This window comes from Massilia norwichensis (genome assembly GCF_024753245.1).
GTDB classification, from domain to species: domain Bacteria; phylum Pseudomonadota; class Gammaproteobacteria; order Burkholderiales; family Burkholderiaceae_D; genus Telluria; species Telluria norwichensis.
The window spans coordinates 1-15,342 of the sequence record NZ_JANUGX010000017.1; the positions used below are offsets into that span (position 1 = coordinate 1).

13 protein-coding genes are annotated in these 15,342 nt (G+C 68.2%); 4 read left to right on the forward strand and 9 right to left on the reverse strand.

Going from position 1 to position 15,342, the window contains the following annotated elements; all coding sequences use genetic code 11:
- Positions 1-154: 154 nt before the first annotated feature.
- The 3 genes from NX782_RS14635 to NX782_RS14645 are packed head-to-tail and all read left to right on the forward strand — an operon-like array spanning position 155 to position 2,171.
- Positions 155-1,114, forward strand: a complete 960-nt coding sequence (locus tag NX782_RS14635; protein ID WP_258846209.1) for a TerC family protein — start codon at positions 155-157, stop codon at positions 1,112-1,114.
- Positions 1,115-1,149: 35 nt separating this feature from the next.
- Entirely contained in the window at positions 1,150-1,524 is a 375-nt protein-coding gene (locus NX782_RS14640; RefSeq protein ID WP_258846210.1) for a SirB2 family protein, read from the forward strand.
- Positions 1,521-2,171, forward strand: coding sequence for a glutathione S-transferase family protein (locus NX782_RS14645; protein ID WP_258846211.1), 651 nt, complete (start codon positions 1,521-1,523; stop codon positions 2,169-2,171). The genes NX782_RS14640 and NX782_RS14645 overlap by 4 nt, the downstream gene beginning before the upstream one ends.
- Positions 2,172-2,174: 3 nt before the next feature.
- Here NX782_RS14645 and NX782_RS14650 read toward each other — a convergent pair whose 3' ends face one another.
- Positions 2,175-3,383 carry an MFS transporter gene (locus NX782_RS14650; RefSeq protein ID WP_258846212.1) on the reverse strand — a complete coding sequence of 403 codons (1,209 nt, stop codon included), beginning with the start codon at positions 3,381-3,383 and terminating at the stop codon, positions 2,175-2,177.
- Between the two features lie 63 nt (positions 3,384-3,446).
- Here NX782_RS14650 and NX782_RS14655 point away from each other — a divergent pair, with 63 nt between their 5' ends.
- Positions 3,447-4,391, forward strand: a complete 945-nt coding sequence (locus tag NX782_RS14655; RefSeq protein ID WP_258846213.1) for a LysR family transcriptional regulator — start codon at positions 3,447-3,449, stop codon at positions 4,389-4,391.
- 7 nt (positions 4,392-4,398) lie between these two features.
- Here NX782_RS14655 and NX782_RS14660 read toward each other — a convergent pair whose 3' ends face one another.
- The 8 genes from NX782_RS14660 to NX782_RS14695 form a co-directional block, all read right to left on the reverse strand.
- Positions 4,399-5,028 (reverse strand): head GIN domain-containing protein, encoded by a 630-nt coding sequence (locus tag NX782_RS14660; protein ID WP_258846214.1) that lies wholly within the window; start codon positions 5,026-5,028, stop codon positions 4,399-4,401.
- A gap of 99 nt (positions 5,029-5,127) precedes the next feature.
- Positions 5,128-7,803, reverse strand: a complete 2,676-nt coding sequence (locus tag NX782_RS14665) for a nitrate reductase (RefSeq protein ID WP_258846215.1) — start codon at positions 7,801-7,803, stop codon at positions 5,128-5,130.
- 9 nt (positions 7,804-7,812) lie between these two features.
- Entirely contained in the window at positions 7,813-9,057 is a 1,245-nt protein-coding gene (locus NX782_RS14670; RefSeq protein ID WP_258846216.1) for an NAD(P)/FAD-dependent oxidoreductase, read from the reverse strand.
- Position 9,058: 1 nt separating this feature from the next.
- The gene (gene nirD, locus NX782_RS14675; RefSeq protein WP_258846217.1) at positions 9,059-9,406 is read right to left on the reverse strand and encodes a nitrite reductase small subunit NirD; all 348 of its coding nucleotides are present in this window, start codon (positions 9,404-9,406) and stop codon (positions 9,059-9,061) included.
- An 18-nt stretch (positions 9,407-9,424) separates the two neighbouring features.
- Entirely contained in the window at positions 9,425-11,953 is a 2,529-nt protein-coding gene (gene nirB / locus NX782_RS14680) for a nitrite reductase large subunit NirB (protein WP_258846218.1), read from the reverse strand.
- Positions 11,954-11,964: 11 nt separating this feature from the next.
- A complete protein-coding gene (locus tag NX782_RS14685; protein ID WP_258846219.1) occupies positions 11,965-13,272 on the reverse strand; it encodes an MFS transporter in 1,308 nt (435 codons plus the stop codon).
- A 247-nt stretch (positions 13,273-13,519) separates the two neighbouring features.
- Entirely contained in the window at positions 13,520-14,647 is a 1,128-nt protein-coding gene (locus NX782_RS14690) for a CmpA/NrtA family ABC transporter substrate-binding protein (RefSeq protein WP_258846220.1), read from the reverse strand.
- Complete coding sequence (locus NX782_RS14695; RefSeq protein ID WP_258846221.1) at positions 14,644-15,276, reverse strand: ANTAR domain-containing response regulator; 633 nt, start codon at positions 15,274-15,276, stop codon at positions 14,644-14,646. The genes NX782_RS14690 and NX782_RS14695 overlap by 4 nt, the downstream gene beginning before the upstream one ends.
- Positions 15,277-15,342: the final 66 nt, after the last annotated feature.

Genomic DNA, 15,342 nt, shown 5'->3' on the forward strand with positions numbered 1-15,342 from the left:
GATATTTTTGCGAAATCATTTCCAGAAAACCGGTCAAGCCAATTCCGAAGATCTCCAGGCATCAATTTTTTAGTATTCGTATAGAAAGGATGTTTTTCCCGGATCTATAGCATTGCGACGTTGTCTCAGTAAAATACCTTTTTGGGAGCATGCCATGCCCGCATCGATCGGCACACCCGGCCTCTACGCCTCCTTCACGGTGCTCGTCATCTGCCTGCTGGCCGTCGATTTCTTCATGCTCAAGAAGGAAGGATCGCACACCGTCAGCACGCGCGAAGCGGCCGCCTGGTCGGTGGTATGGGTGACGATCGCGCTGGCCTTCGGCGCGCTGTTCTGGTGGTACCTCGACGGCACCGTCGGGCCGGACGTGGCACGCGCCAGGGCGCTCGAATACTTCACCGGCTACCTGATCGAAAAATCGCTGGCGGTCGACAACGTCTTCGTCTGGATCACCCTCTTCAATTTCTTCGCGGTGCCGGCCGCGCTGCAGAAGCGCGTGCTGCTGTACGGCGTGCTGGGCGCGATCGTCATGCGCGCCCTGCTCATCTGGCTGGGCGCCCTGCTGCTGGCGCGCTTCCACTGGATCCTCTACCTGTTCGGTCTCCTGCTGCTGGTAACCGGCGTGAAGATGCTGCTGTTCGCCAGCCACGAATCCGACCTGGCGCAGAACCCGGTGCTGCGCTGGATGCGCGGCCACATGCGCATCGCCGACGAATTCCACGGCGAGCGCTTCTTCGTCGTCCAGCAGGGACTGCGCTACGCCACGCCGCTGTTCGTGGTGCTGGTGCTGGTGGAAGTCACGGACCTGATCTTCGCGGTCGATTCGATTCCCGCCATCTTCGCCGTCACCGGCGATCCCTTCATCGTCTTCACTTCGAACATCTTCGCCATCCTCGGCCTGCGCGCGATGTACTTCCTGCTGGCCGACATGGCGCAGCGCTTCCACCTGCTGAAGTATGGGCTGGCCGGGATCCTGATCTTCATCGGCGCGAAGATGCTGCTGCTGGACGTGTATAAAATCCCGGTCGGGGTGGCGCAGGGCGTGGTGGGGCTGATCCTGGCGCTGTCGGTGGTGGCGAGCCTGCTGACGTCGAAGCCGGTGCAAAGGACGTGATTGCCGGCCGAGCCATTCGCAGGTAGGCTCATGCGATGGACTACCTCGGCCTCAAACACTTCCACATGGGCTGCGCCGCCCTCTCCGGTTCGCTGTTCCTGCTGCGCGGGGTCTGGATGCTGCGCGCCTCCGGCATGCTGCAGCAGCGCTGGGTGCGCATCGCGCCGCACATCGTCGATACCCTGCTGCTGGCCAGTGCCATCGGCCTTGCCGTGTGGAGCCAGCAGTATCCGGGCCAGCAGGCCTGGCTGACGGCCAAGGTCCTGGCCCTGCTCGGCTACATCGTGCTGGGCACGATCGCCCTGAAGCGCGGCCGCACGCGGGGTCAGCGCCTGGCCGCCTTCATCGGCGCGCTGGCGCTGTTCGCCTACATCGTCACGGTGGCCGTCACCAAAAGGACCTTCTTATGACCATCACCATCACCGCCTTCGACCGCTCGCCCGACGGCGGCAGCGGACTCGCGCGCGACACGCGCGTGCGCTGGGCACTCGAAGAAGCGGCTCTGCCCTACGAAGTGCGCCTCGTGCCGCATGCTGCGATGAAGGCGCCGGCGCATCTGGCCCTGAACCCGTTCGGCCAGATTCCCACCTACGAAGAAGACGGGCTGGCGCTGTTCGAGACCGGCGCCATCGTGCTGCACATCGCCCGCCATCATCCGGGCCTGCTGCCGGGCGATGCGCACGCGCAGGAACGCGCCGTCATGTGGATCTTCGCCGCGTTGAATACGATGGAGCCGCCGGTTCTCGAACTCTTCACGGTGCGCATCCTCGAAGGCGACAAGCCCTGGGCCGCGGAGCGCCTGGCGCTGGTCAAGGACCGCCTGCGGACGCGCCTGCAGCAGTTGTCGAGCCGTCTGGCCGACGCCGACTGGCTCGACGGCGCATTCAGTGCCGGCGACCTGATGATGGTGTCGGTGCTGCTGCGGGCGAAACCCTCGGGCATCCTGGATGCGTTTCCGAACCTGGCCGCCTATGTGGCGCGCGGCGAGGCGCGGCCGGCCTACCAAAGGGCGTTTGCCGCGCAATTGGCAGTCAACACCGCGCCGCTGCCGGCGTGATCCTTACCTGGCCTTGAGGCGCACGATCAGCGCGCCGACCGCGGCGACAGTCGCCAGTCCCACCACGCCGCTCCAGCCCCAGGCTGCCAGCGCCTGGGCGCCGAGCAGGCCGCCGGCCGCCATGCCGATGAAGACGCTGGTCATCAGGATCGCGTTCAGGCGGCTGCGCGCTTCCGGCGCGATGCCGTAGACGATCGTCTGGTGCGAGATCAGGCTGGCCTGCACGCCGAGGTCGAAGCCGACCGTGGCAAGCGCCAGCAGCGCCAGCTGGCCCTGCACCGGCAGCAGCGGCATCAGGAACATGGCTGCGAACGAGACCACGGTGACGCCGGCGGCGATGCGCGTCACCCATTGCGGGCCGTGGCTGTCCGACAGGCGGCCGGCGAAAGGTGCCGCCAGGGCGCCGGCGGCGCCAGCCAGGCCGAAGGAACCGGCGGCGGCCGAACCCAGGTGGAAAGGTGCGGCATGCAGCATCACGGCCAGGGTCGACCAGAAGGCCGAGAAGCCGAGCGCCAGCAGGCCCTGGGCCAGCGCGGCCTGGCGCAGTTTCGGATATTCGACCCACAGGTGGGCCAGGGATTTCAGCAGTTCCGGATACGGATGGTCGGTGGTCGGCGCGAAGCGCGGCAGGCCCCGGGCCAGCACCACGCCCAGCAGCGCGACGCTGGCGGCGGCGGCGATGAACACCGAGCGCCAGCCGAAGTTCTCGGCCACGAAGCCGCTCACCACGCGCGACAGCAGGATGCCCATCAACAGGCCGGTCATCACCGTGCCGACCGCCTTGCCGCGTTCCGCAGCCGGCGCCAGCGTGGCCGCCGCCGGGACGATGTCCTGGGCCACGGTCGCGAACAGCCCGACCAGCAGACTGGCCACCAGCAGCACCGCGAGGCCCGGCGCGAAGCCGGTCAGCAGCAGCGCCGCGCACAGGATCGCCGATTTCAGCAGGATGATGTTGCGGCGGTCGAAGCGGTCGCCCAGCGGCGCCAGCAGCAGCAGGCCGAGCGCGTAGCCGAGCTGGGTCAGGGTGGGAATCCAGCCGATGTCGCGCGGGCTGGCGTTCAGGTCGCCGGCCAGCACGCCGAGGGTCGGCTGGCTGTAGTAGAGCGCAGCGACCGTCAGGCCGGTGCCGCCGGCAAGCAGGAAGGTCAGCGAGGACGATAAATGCGGCTGGGCGGTTTTCATGGTGGAGGATGTCGAGTTCATGGCCGCCATTATCGTCAGCGCGCACCTGGCATGGTAGACGCGGCGCGCGTCGAACTGTTATACGATGCACGTATGAACCTCGAACTGAACGGCGTTGTTTCCACCGCCGACCGTATGATGCTAGTGGAAACCTTTGTCCGCATTGTCGATGCCGGCAGCCTTTCGGCGGCGGCGCGTCTGCTGGAAACCACCCAGCCGACCATCAGCCGGCGCCTCAAGACGCTGGAGAAATCGCTGGGCGTGCGCCTGCTGCAGCGCTCCACGCACGCGATGAAGCTGACCGACGACGGCATGCGCTGCTACACGCGCGCCAGGGAGCTGCTGGCCGGCTGGCAGGAATTCGAGAGCGAGATCCGCGGCGCCGGCGAGGAGCCGGTGGGCCTGCTGCGCGTGATCGCGCCGCACGCCTTCGGCCAGCAGCAGCTGGTGGCGCCGCTGGCCGAGTACCTGCAGCGCTACCCGAAGATGGCGGTCGACTGGACCCTGCACGACCGCACGCCGGACTTCATCGCCGAAGGCATCGACTGCGCGATCCGGGTCGGCGACATTCCCGATCCCTCGGTGGTGGCGATCCGCCTGGGCGAGGTGCCGCGCATCGTGGTCTGCGCGCCGGCCGTGCTGGCAGGCCGCGAGCGGCCCACGCATCCGGAGCAGCTGGGCGATCTTCCGTGGATCGCGGTGTCGAGCTTCTACCGCAACGAGGTGGCGCTGACGCACCGGCAGAGCGGCGAGACGCTGCGCTTCCCGATCCAGCCGCGTCTGTTTACCGACAACCTGTACGCGATGCGCAACAGCGCCCTGCTGGGCGTGGGCGTGGCGCTCGGCTCGTCCTGGGCGCTGCGCGAAGAGCTCGAGGCCGGCCGCCTGGTGCAGCTGACGCCGGATTGGGAAGCGGCACCGCTGCCCATCCACCTGATCTATCCGCCGGCGCGTTTCTATCCGGCGCGGCTGCGGCGCTTCATCGACATCATGAAGGTGGCGGTGCCGCAGGCCTTCGGGATCCTGCCGCCGGCCTGAGAAACGCTCAGTCCCCGGCCTTGACCGAACCGATGCCCGACGCCGACTTGTTCACGATGCGCGGCTTGCCGTAATAGGTCACGCTGCCCATGCCTTCCAGGTTGGCATCCAGCCGGTTCCTGGCGGTGACCTTGACGTCGCCGATGCCGCGGAAGCGCAGGTCGACATCGTTCGCCGCCAGGGCCTTCGCATCGACCTCGCCCACGCCTTCCGCCGTCATCTTGAAAGTCTTCACTTCGCCGTTGATGTTCATGCTGCCGGCACCGCGGTAGTTGACGTCGAGGCGCTCGCCGCGGATCTGGTTCAGCCGGATCGCACCGGCACCTTCGACCTCGAGCGCGCGCAGCGCCGGCACCGTGATGACGACGCGCGGGTCGCCGCGCCAGGAGATGTTCTTCTTCTCGCGCACGCTCAGGCGCAGCTGGCCATCCACCACTTCGCTGGTCACGTCGCGCAGGAACTTGGCATCGCCGCGCAGGGTCAGGGTTTGCGCCTTGCCGGCATCGACGGTGACGCTGATCGGCCCCTCGACGCTGATCGAGGAAAAGGCCGGCGTGTTGCGGACCTGGTCGTCCGCGTGGGCGGTGGCGGCGGTGAAAGAAAGGACAGCGGCAAGGGCAAGCAGGTGTGGGCGCATCGCAGGATCTCCGTTATCAAGTGAGATCATTGTAGGCAGAGGGCGCCCTGCCCCGCCGGCTTTTGCGACGGACTGCACGAAATGCCGGATGACCTGCATTTATGAGGCCTGGACGCTCGCTTCCGCCAGCAGCGCCCGGATCTCCGGCACGCAGGAGCCGCAATTGCCGCCGGCCTTGACGCAGGCCGTCACCGCGGCCGCATCCTGCAGTCCGTGCTTTTCGATCGCGATGCGGATCGTGTTGCGGCCCACGCCAAAGCAGGAACACACGGTCGGCCCGGGGTCCGCGCCCTGTTCGCGCGCGCGGCCGGACAGCAGGCCGATGCGGTCCTGCGGCGACAGCTGCGCCTTATCGAACATCTGCGCCAGCCAGGCCCGGCCCGGCAGATCCTGGCGCTGCGAGACGAACAGGCAGGCTTCGATGCGCCCATCGACCAGGTGCGCCGCGCGGTAGACGCCGCCATTGCGGTCCTCCAGCTCGATCCAGTCGGCGTCCTCGTCCTCGACCCGCAGCAGGCGCCGCGCCCAGCCGCCTGCCTCGGCAAAGGGTTTGCGGCCGGCCAGCTCGTAGCGCACGAAGCCGCTGCCTTGGATGCGGGTCCAGTTGGTCGCGTCTTCCAGCGGCAGTTCGGCGCGGCTGAGGATGAAGCCGTACCAGTTCACACCGAAGGGTTCGATGCGCACCGGCGTGTGCTTGAACTCCGGCTCGCCCGAAACCGGGTCCACCGCCGGGTTCACGACCGCGCCCACGCGCGCATCCGAGGCCGTGCGGCCGCTCCAGTGGATCGGCATGAACACGCTGCCGCGCGCGATGCCGCCGCCGTGCCGCACCCGCGCCACGCCGGCGCCCCAGTTGCTGCGCAGGCGCGCCAGTTCGCCCTCCTTCACGCCGCACAGCAGCGCGTCCTGCGGGTGCATGTCGATGTAGGGTTCGGGCAGGTGCTCGGCCAAGCGCGGCGAGCGCCCGGTGCGCGTCATGGTGTGCCACTGGTCGCGCACGCGGCCGGTGTTCAGCACCAGCGGGAACTCGTCGTCGGGCAGGTGGGCCGGCAGGCGCGCGCGCGTGGGCACGAAACGCGCCCTGCCGTCCGGGTGGGAGAAGCGGCCGTCGCCGAACAGGCGCCGGGTCCTGTCGCCGGGACGGCATACCGGCCACTGTACCGGTTCGAGCGCATCGTAATCGCTGTGCGTCATGCCCGCCAGGCCGCCGATATCGAACAGGCGCCGGCGCTGGCTGCCGGCGCCGTTCTGCCAGCTCGATAAGCGCGCATGCTCGTCGAAGATCTGGTGCGGCGAGGTGAAATCGAAGCCGTTGAAACCCATGCGGCGCGCGACATCGCAGACGATCTCCCAGTCCGGCCGCGCCTGGCCCGGCGCCGGCAGGAAGGCGCGCTGGCGCGAGATGCAGCGTTCCGAGTTCGTGACCGTGCCGTCCTTTTCGCCCCAGCCGAGGGCCGGCAGCAGCACATGGGCCAGCGCGTTGGTGTCGGTGTCCTGCACGATGTCGGAGACCACCACCAGCTCGCACTTCGCCAGCGCCCGCCGCGCCTGGTCGGCCTCGGGCAGGCTGACCAGCGGGTTGGTGGCCATGATCCAGACCGCCTTCACGGTCCCCGCCTCGATCGCGTGGAACAAGTCGACCGCCTTCAGGCCCGGCTGGTGGGCCATGCGCGGCGCATCCCAGAAAGCCTGCACGGCGGCGCGCTGGGCCGGGTCGTCCAGCTCCATGTGCGCGGCCAGCATGTTGGCCAGGCCGCCCACTTCGCGCCCGCCCATCGCATTCGGCTGGCCGGTCAGCGAGAAGGGTCCCATGCCGGGGCGGCCGATGCGGCCCGTGGCCAGGTGGCAGTTGATGATGGCATTGACCTTGTCGGCGCCGCTGGAAGACTGGTTCACGCCCATGGTGAAGGCGGTGACGGTTTTCTCGGTCCGGGCGAACAGTTCGTAGAAGGCCAGCACTTGCTGCGGATCGAGCCGGCAGGCCTTCGCCACGTCGAGCAGGCTGCCAGCCTGCCCGGCCGCATCCAGCGCCTCGCCCAGGCCGGCGGTGTGGGCCTCCACCCAGGCGCTGTCGAGCGCGCCCTGGGTCGCCAGCCAGGCCAGCAGGCCGTTGAACAGCCAGACGTCGCTGCCGGGTTTCAGCGGCAGGTGCAGGTCGGCCAGGTCGCAGGTGGCGGTGCGGCGCGGGTCGATCACGACCACTTTCATCTGCGGTCGCGCTTCCCTGGCGCGCACGATGCGCTGGTATAAGGTCGGGTGGCACCAGGCGGCGTTCGAGCCGACCAGCACCACCAGGTCGGCCAGTTCGAAGTCCTCATAGCAGCCGGGCACGATGTCTTCGCCGAAGGCCCGCTTGTGGCCGGCGACCGCCGCGGACATGCACAGGCGCGAGTTGGTATCGATGTTCGCGCTGCCGATATAGCCCTTCATGAACTTGTTGGCGACGTAGTAATCCTCGGTCAGCAGCTGGCCGGAGACGTAGAGCGCCACCGCGTCCGGTCCGTGCTCGGCGACGATGCGCCGGAAGCCCTCGGCCACCTTGTCCAGCGCCGCCTCCCACGGCACCGCCTGCAGGCCGGCTTCGCTGCGCAGCATCGGCGACAGCAGGCGTCCTTCGAGGCCCACGGTCTCGCCCAAGGCCGCGCCCTTGACGCACAGGCGGCCCCGGCTGGCCGGGTGCAGCGCGTCGCCGGCGACGGTCACCGCGCCATCGTCGCCGGCTTCGGCCCGCACGCCGCAGCCGACGCCGCAATAAGGACAGGTGGTGCGTATCATGCGACTCCTTCAGGCCGCTGCCGCCAGCGCTTGCGCCTGGCCGAACAGCAGCTGGTTGCGAATGGCCGAGATGTCGGCCTTCTGTTGGATCAGTTCGAAATACCACGGACCATCGGCGACGTCGCCATACAGCACCGCACCGGTCAGGTGCCGGCCGCTCAGCACCAGGCGCTTGTAGACGCCGCCGCGGCGGTCGCGCAGCACCAGGTCTTCGCTGCCCTCGCCGCCGACGATGTCGCCGGCCGAGTACAGGTCGATGCCGGTCACCTTCAGCTTGGTGGCGGTGGCCTGCTGCACGTAGCGGCGGTGGCCGGCGCCGGCAAGATGGGCCGCGCAGACGCGCGCCTGGTCCCAGATCGGCGCCACCAGGCCGAAGGTCGCGCGGCGGTGCTGTACGCATTCGCCGACCGCGTAGATGCGCGGATCGTAGGTCTGCAGGGTATCGTCGACCACGATGGCGCGCTCGACGTGCAGGCCGGCCTCCCGCGCCAGCGCGACGTTGGGGCGCACGCCGGCCGCCATCACGACCAGGTCGGCGGGTATCGTCTCGCCATCGGCGAAGCGCAGCGCCCGCACGCGGCCTTCGCCGCCGTTCATACCCTCAATGGCGGCGGTCTGGCGGTTCAGCAGGATGCGCAGGCCGCGCCGTTCCAGCGAAGCGCGCAGCAGCTCGGCGGCGGCGGGGTCGAGCTGCTGGTTCATCAGACTGGCGGTGACGTGCACCACGGTCACCTCCATGCCCCGGCGCAGCAGGCCGTTCGCCGCTTCCAGTCCCAGCAGGCCGCCGCCGATCACGACCGCGCGCCCGCCGGCACGGGCGGCCGCCAACATGGTGTCGACATCGTGCAGGTCGCGAAAGCCGATCACGCCCGGCAGGTCGTGGCCCGGCACCGGCACGATGAAGGGCTTCGAGCCGGTGGCGAGCAGCAAGCGGTCATAGCTTACCGCCAGGCCGGACGCGGCATGCACGGTGCGGCGCTTGCGGTCGATCCGGACCACCGGATCGCCGGCGTGCAGGGTGATGCCGTTGGCCGCATACCATTCGCGCGTGTGCAGCATGATGTCGGCGACGCTCTTCTCGCCGGCCAGCACCGGCGACAGCAGAATCCGGTTGTAATTCCCATGCGGCTCGGCGCCGAACACGGTGATGCGGTAGCTGTCGGGGGCCAGCTTCAGCAGCTCCTCGACCGTGCGCATGCCGGCCATGCCGTTGCCGATCACGACCAGCGAGGGCCGCATGTCGTGCGCCTGCATCTCAGGCTCCCACCCAGACCTGGCCGTCTTCGACCCGCACCGGATAGCTGGACACGGAATTATGCGGCGCCTCCAGGCATTCGCCGGTGCGCAGGTCGAAATGTTGCTTGTAGATGGGCGAAGCGACGACCACGCGCTCGCCGATGCTGCCGACCAGCCCGCGCGACAGCACCGCCGCCTGCGAATTCGGGTCGTAGTTATCGATGGCGAACAGGCTCGGGGACTCGGCGCCGACGCGGAACACCGCCACCTGGCGCCCGTTCAGCAGCGCGCACACGCCGGTGTCGGGCACGATGCGGTCGAGCGGGCAGACGGCGTTCCACTGGTTCAGCTGAATATCGCGATGCATTTTCGATCTCCTATAAGCTCAAGCGCTGCGGATGATGGGAATGACGCGGCGTTCCTCGGGCGTGGCCGGCCGCACTTGCCCGCGCTCCGGCATGAACACGACGTTGTCGTCGACGCCCTCGGCGTTGACGAAGCTGCGGAAGCGCGCGCGCACGGCCGGGTCCTCGACCGCGTTCTTCCACTCGTCGGCATAGCTGTCGACCACGCGCTGCATGTCGGCTTCCAGCTCGGCGCCGATACCGAGACTGTCCTCGACCACCACCTGCTTCAGGTAATCCAGGCCGCCTTCCAAACTCTCGCGCCAGGTGTTGGTGCGCTGCAGGCGATCGGCGGTGCGCACGTAGAACATCAGGAAGCGGTCGACCAGCTTCACCACGGTGGCCTCGTCCAGGTTGGACGCCAGCAGCTCGGCGTGGCGCGGCTTCATGCCGCCGTTGCCGCACACGTAGAGGTTCCAGCCTTTATCGGTGGCGATCAGGCCGACGTCCTTGCCCTGGGCTTCGGCGCACTCGCGGGTGCAGCCGGACACGCCGAACTTGATCTTGTGCGGCGCGCGCAAACCCTTGTAGCGGTTTTCCAGCGCGATGCCGAAACCAATGCTGTCGCCCACGCCGTAGCGGCACCAGGTCGAGCCGACGCAGGACTTCACCGTGCGCAGCGACTTGCCGTAGGCGTGGCCGGACTCGAAGCCGGCGGCGATCAGTTCTTCCCAGATGAAGGGCAGCTGGTCGACGCGGGCGCCGAACATGTCGACGCGCGCGCCGCCCGTGATCTTGGTGTACAGCCCATACTTCTTGGCCACCTGCCCCACCGCGATCAAACCGTCCGGCGTGACCTCGCCGCCCGGCATGCGCGGCACCACGGAATACGTGCCGTCCTTCTGGATATTCCCGAGGAAGTAGTCGTTCGAATCCTGCAGGCTGGCGTGCTCGGGTTTCAGCACGAAGTCGTTCCAGGTCGAGGCCAGGATGTTGGCGGCGACCGGCTTGCAGATGTCGCAGCCCAGGCCCTTGCCGTGCCTGTTCAGCAGTTCGGCAAAGGTCCTGATCCCGCCGACCCGCACCAGGTGGTGCAGCTCCTGGCGCGAGTACGGGAAGTGTTCGCACAGGTGGTTGCTGACGGCCAGGCCGGCCTTCGCCATCTCGGCCTTCATGATCTGGTTCACCAGCGGCAAGCAGCCGCCGCAGGCCGTGCCGGCACCGGTACAGTTTTTAAGTGCAGCGATATCGCAGGCGCCGCCCGCCACCGCATCGACGATCGCGCCCTTGCTGACCGCATTGCAGGAGCAGACCTGGGCCGTGCTCGGGAGCGCGTCGACGCCAATGCTTGCGCGCGGCCCGCCCTCGCCCTGCGGCAGGATCAGGAACTCGGGCGCGCTAGGGAGCTTCAGGCCATTCAGCATGGTCTGCAGCAGATTGCCGTATTCGGCGGCATCGCCGACCAGCACCGCGCCCAGCAGGCGCTTGCCGCAGTCGGACACGACGATCTTCTTGTAGACCTGCTTGCGCTCGTCGCTGAACTGGAAGCTGCGGCTGCCGGGCGTGTTCGCATGCGCATCGCCGATCGAGGCCACGTCCACGCCCATCAATTTGAGCTTGGTGCTCATGTCGGCGCCCGCGAAGCTGCCGGGCTGGCCCAGCAGCGCGCGGGCCACGGTGCGCGCCATGTCGTAGCCCGGCGCCACCAGGCCGAAGGTCTGGCCGCGCCAGGCCGCGCACTCGCCGATCGCATAGACGTGCCGGTCGGACGTGAGGCAGGCATCGTCGATGGCGATGCCGCCGCGCGGGCCCAGTTCCAATCCGCAGGCGCGCGCCAGCTCGTCGCGCGGGCGGATGCCGGCCGAGAACACGATCATGTCGGTCTCCAGAAAGCTGCCGTCGGCGAATTCCATGCGGTGGGCGGCGGTTTCGCCGTCGACGATGCGCAACGTGTTCTTTTGCGTGTGCACCGTCACGCCCAGCGCTTCGATGCGGCCGCGCAGCATGCGTCCGCCCAGTTCGTCGACCTGCACCGCCATCAGGCGCGGCGCGAATTCGACGACGTGGGTGTCGAGCCGCATGTCGCGCAAGGCCTTCGCGCATTCGAGGCCCAGCAGGCCGCCGCCGATCACGACGCCGGAACGCGCTCTGGCACCGCAGGCCAGCATCGCTTCCAGATCCTCGATGGTGCGGTAGACGAAGCAGCCAGCGCGCTCGCGGCCTTCCACCGGCGGCACGAAGGGCGAGGAACCGGTGGCGAACACCAGCTTGTCGTAGGCGAGGACTTCGCCGCCGGCCAGGGTGACGGTCTTCACCAGGCGGTCCACCGCCACCACTTTCGCGTTCAGCTTCAGCGTCAGGCGCGGGCGCTCGAAGAAGCCCGGTGCCACCAGCGACAAGTCGTCGGCGCTGCGGCCGGCAAAGAAGTCCGACAGGTGCACGCGGTCGTAGGCCGGACGCGGCTCTTCGCACAGCACGGTCACCTCGAAAGCGGCCGCGCCGACATCCGCATATAAAGTCTCGAGAAATTTGTGGCCCACCATGCCGTGGCCGATGACGATCAGTTTCATGATGCGATTCCTTACGCTGCAGCCGGCGCCGTGGCGGCTTTGTCATTCGCCGCGGCGGCGCGGGAGAAGCGCACACCGATCGCGCACACGCTGGACAGCAGCACCGCGCCGCCGAGGATGAACAGGGTCTGGCGCACATCGCCGGTGCCTTTCATCAGGAAGCCGGCCAGCACCGCGCCCACATTGCCGCCCGCGCCGACGATGCCAGCCACACCGCCCAGCGCCTTGCGGTTCACGAAGGGCACCAGCGCATAGGTGGCGCCGCAAGCCATGTGGGTGCACATGCCGAAGGCCAGCATGGCCGCAATCGCCAGCGCCGTGCTGCCGGTCTGCGAAAACCACAGCAGGCCCAGGCCCTCGCCCACCATCAGGATGAACAGCAGGTTGACGCGGCTGTTCAAGTCGCCGCGCGCAGCGGCACGGTCGGACAGCCAGCCGCCCAGGGCGCGGGCGAACAGCGCCAGCAGACCGAAGCTGCCGGCCGCCATCCCCGCTTCCTTCAGCGACAGCTTGAAGTGGTCGACGTAGTAGACCGCCGCCACGTTGTGGATGAAGAGTTCGATGCCGAAGCAGGCGCCGTAGGTGACGAACAGCAGCCAGGCCCGGTAGTTGCGGCAGGCCTGCACGAAGCTCGCCCAGCCGCCCTTGCCGCTGGCTTCGAAGGGAATGCCGGCGGCGCGCAGCTCGGCGTAGTTCCCTTCCGGGCAGTCTTGCGTGAACTTCCAGTACACCACGGCCATCGCCAGCATCAGCAGGCCCGGCACCAGCAGCGCCACGCGCCAGCCCATGGTCTCGCTCACGCCCAGCATGATCACGGCGCCCATCAGGAGCGGCATGGTGGCCTGCGCCACGCCGCCGCCGCTGTTGCCCCAGCCGGCCGCCGCCGCGTTGGCGGTGCCGACCACGCGCGGACCGAACATCACCGAGGTGTGGTACTGGGTGATCACGAAGCTGGCGCCCACCGCGCCGATCCCGAGGCGGAACAGCAGGAAGCTTTCGTAGCTCTGGGCCATGGCCACGCCCAGCACGGGAATGCTGCCTGCGGCCAGCAGGCCGGTATAGGTCTTGCGCGGACCGAAGCGGTCGCACAGCGGCCCGACCAGCAGGCGCACGAGGATGGTGATGGCGACTGCCGCGATGTTGATGTCGGCGATCTGCGCCATCGACAGGTGGAACTCGCCTTTGATGACCGGCATCAGCGGCGCGCAGGCGAACCACGCGAAGAAGCAGATGAAGAAGGCCACCCAGGTGAGGTGAAAGGCACGCATCTGCGGCGTGTTGAAGGAGAACAGCTTGATGTGATTCGCTTTGCCCGCCATGATCGCTCCCGAAAAAAGAAAGGCGCCCGCTGCCTGGCCAGGCACATGCGCGATGTGCTCGGGTGCAGCGGACGCCGTTGTCCTATGTGCCGGTCCGCCCTGGACCGGCTGTGCTGTTCATGGGATCGCCGTTGATCCTCGATCGGAGTGTTTGCAAGAGACGTGCCAGACGCACTTCCCTGTGGCGCGCCAGGACCGGATCCGGTCCCGCGCTTCATTGCGGTGCACCATGCGCGAAAACGGGGCGCTAGCGCGCACCGGCAAAGGAAGAGATATAAGCGGCCGGGTCGCGGCCGTCCCATACCTTGCCGTCCATGAGCACCGAGGTGCGCAGCAGGCCGGGAGGCGCGGCCAAGTCCGCCAGCAAGGCCGCTTCGCGGTACAGGGCCGCGCGGTTCACGCGGGTGGCGACCGCCAGATAGTCGGGCTCCTCGCGCAGCAGGCCCCAGCGCCGGTGCTGGGTCATGAACCACATGCCGTCGGACAGCCAGGGGAAGTTGGCCGCCCCGTCCGCGTGGAACTGCAGCGGGTCGGGGTCGCGCCAGTGCCGACCGAGGCCGTCTTCGTAACGTCCATGCAGGCGCGCGGCGATGAGTTCGCGGTCCGCATTCACATAGTGCGGGCTGGCGAGGATCTCGGCCGCGGCATCGCGGTGCGCGGCCGAAGCGTCGACCCAGCGCCCTGCTTCGAGCAGCGCCGCCACCACGGCGCGGCAGGCGTCCGGATGGGCATCGGCGAAGGTCGCGGTGGCGCCCAGCGCCTTGCCCGGATGGTCGGGCCAGATATCCTGGCTGGTGGCCGCGGTGACGCCGGCGCCGTCCAGCACCGCGCGCGCGCTCCAGGGCTCGCCGGCGCAGAAGCCGTCGATATGGCCGGCCGCCAGGCTGGTCGCCATCTGGCCTGGCGGGACCGTGACCGCCTGAATGTCGCGCAGCGGATCGATGCCGGCCGCGGCCAGCCAGTAATACAGGAACATCGCGTGGTTCCCGGTCGGGAAGGTGTGCGCGAAGGTGAATCGGCGGCGGCTGCGGCGCATATGGGCCGCCAGCGACGGGCCGTCGACGACGCCCTGCTCGCCGAGGGCGCGCGACAAGGTGATCGCCTGGCCGTTGCGCGACAAGTTCATCAGCACCGCCATCGGCACGGCGCGCGCGCCGATACCCATCTCGACGCCGTACAGCAGGCCGTAGAGCACGTGGGCCACGTCCAGGCTGCCGGCGATGAGGCGGTCGCGCATGCCCGACCACGAATGCTCGCGGCTCAGCGCCAGCTTAATGCCGTACTTTTCGTCCAGGCCGAGCACCGAGGCCATCACCAGTGGTGCGCAGTCGGTCAGCGGCATGAAGCCGGCGCGAATCAAGCTTGGTCCCGTCAAAATAAATCCTCCACATCCAGCACCCGCTGCGCCAGCTCCGCCAGCTTCAGCTTCCTGTTCATCGCCATGCTGCGCAGCTTCTGGTAGGCCTGCTCCTCGCTCAGGCCGCTCTTCGCCATCAGCAGCCCCTTGGCGCGCTCGACCAGCTTGCGGTCGGCCAGCTGGCGCCGCGTATCGGACAGCTCGTCCAGCAGCCTGCGCTCGCGCCGGAAGCGCGCCAGGGCCACATCCAGCACGGGCTTGACGCGCCCGGCCTGCAGGCCCGCCACGATATAGGCCGAGACGCCGGCGTCGATCGCGGCATCCATGCTGCCCTGGTCCTGGTCGTCGGTGAACAGGACGATGGGACGCGGCTCGTCGCGGGTGGCGATCACGATGTGCTCGAGCACGTCGCGCGCGTCGGACTCGCTGTCGATGATGATCATGTCCGGCTGGATCTGGGCGATCCGCTCGGGCAGGAAGATATCGGCCGGCAGCGAGGCAACGATGTCGTAGCCGGACTCCAGCAGCCCGATGCGCAGTGCCGTGTTGCGCCGCGCCTGGGCCGCCATGGCCTGCTCGCCGGCGCCGGACACGCTGTTGACCACGACGATACGCAGGGTACGCTGGACGGGAGGTGGCGATTTCATGCCTTGAGGATATGCAAGTTCCGGGCCAGTCTCCTTCCTTTGATTCCTTGAAGATATTTCTGCAAT

Bases quoted from the DNA above. Each gene is read 5' to 3' on its own strand.
- NX782_RS14655 (WP_258846213.1), top strand. From the start codon at position 3,447: ATGAACCTCGAACTGAACGGCGTTGTTTCCACCGCCGACCGTATGATG.
- NX782_RS14650 (WP_258846212.1), bottom strand. From the start codon at position 3,383: ATGGCGGCCATGAACTCGACATCCTCCACCATGAAAACCGCCCAGCCG.
- NX782_RS14645 (WP_258846211.1), top strand. From the start codon at position 1,521: ATGACCATCACCATCACCGCCTTCGACCGCTCGCCCGACGGCGGCAGC.
- nirB (WP_258846218.1), bottom strand. From the start codon at position 11,953: ATGAAACTGATCGTCATCGGCCACGGCATGGTGGGCCACAAATTTCTC.
- NX782_RS14635 (WP_258846209.1), top strand. From the start codon at position 155: ATGCCCGCATCGATCGGCACACCCGGCCTCTACGCCTCCTTCACGGTG.
- NX782_RS14670 (WP_258846216.1), bottom strand. From the start codon at position 9,057: ATGCAGGCGCACGACATGCGGCCCTCGCTGGTCGTGATCGGCAACGGC.
- NX782_RS14665 (WP_258846215.1), bottom strand. From the start codon at position 7,803: ATGATACGCACCACCTGTCCTTATTGCGGCGTCGGCTGCGGCGTGCGG.
- NX782_RS14660 (WP_258846214.1), bottom strand. From the start codon at position 5,028: ATGCGCCCACACCTGCTTGCCCTTGCCGCTGTCCTTTCTTTCACCGCC.
- nirD (WP_258846217.1), bottom strand. From the start codon at position 9,406: ATGCATCGCGATATTCAGCTGAACCAGTGGAACGCCGTCTGCCCGCTC.
- NX782_RS14685 (WP_258846219.1), bottom strand. From the start codon at position 13,272: ATGGCGGGCAAAGCGAATCACATCAAGCTGTTCTCCTTCAACACGCCG.
- NX782_RS14695 (WP_258846221.1), bottom strand. From the start codon at position 15,276: ATGAAATCGCCACCTCCCGTCCAGCGTACCCTGCGTATCGTCGTGGTC.
- NX782_RS14640 (WP_258846210.1), top strand. From the start codon at position 1,150: ATGGACTACCTCGGCCTCAAACACTTCCACATGGGCTGCGCCGCCCTC.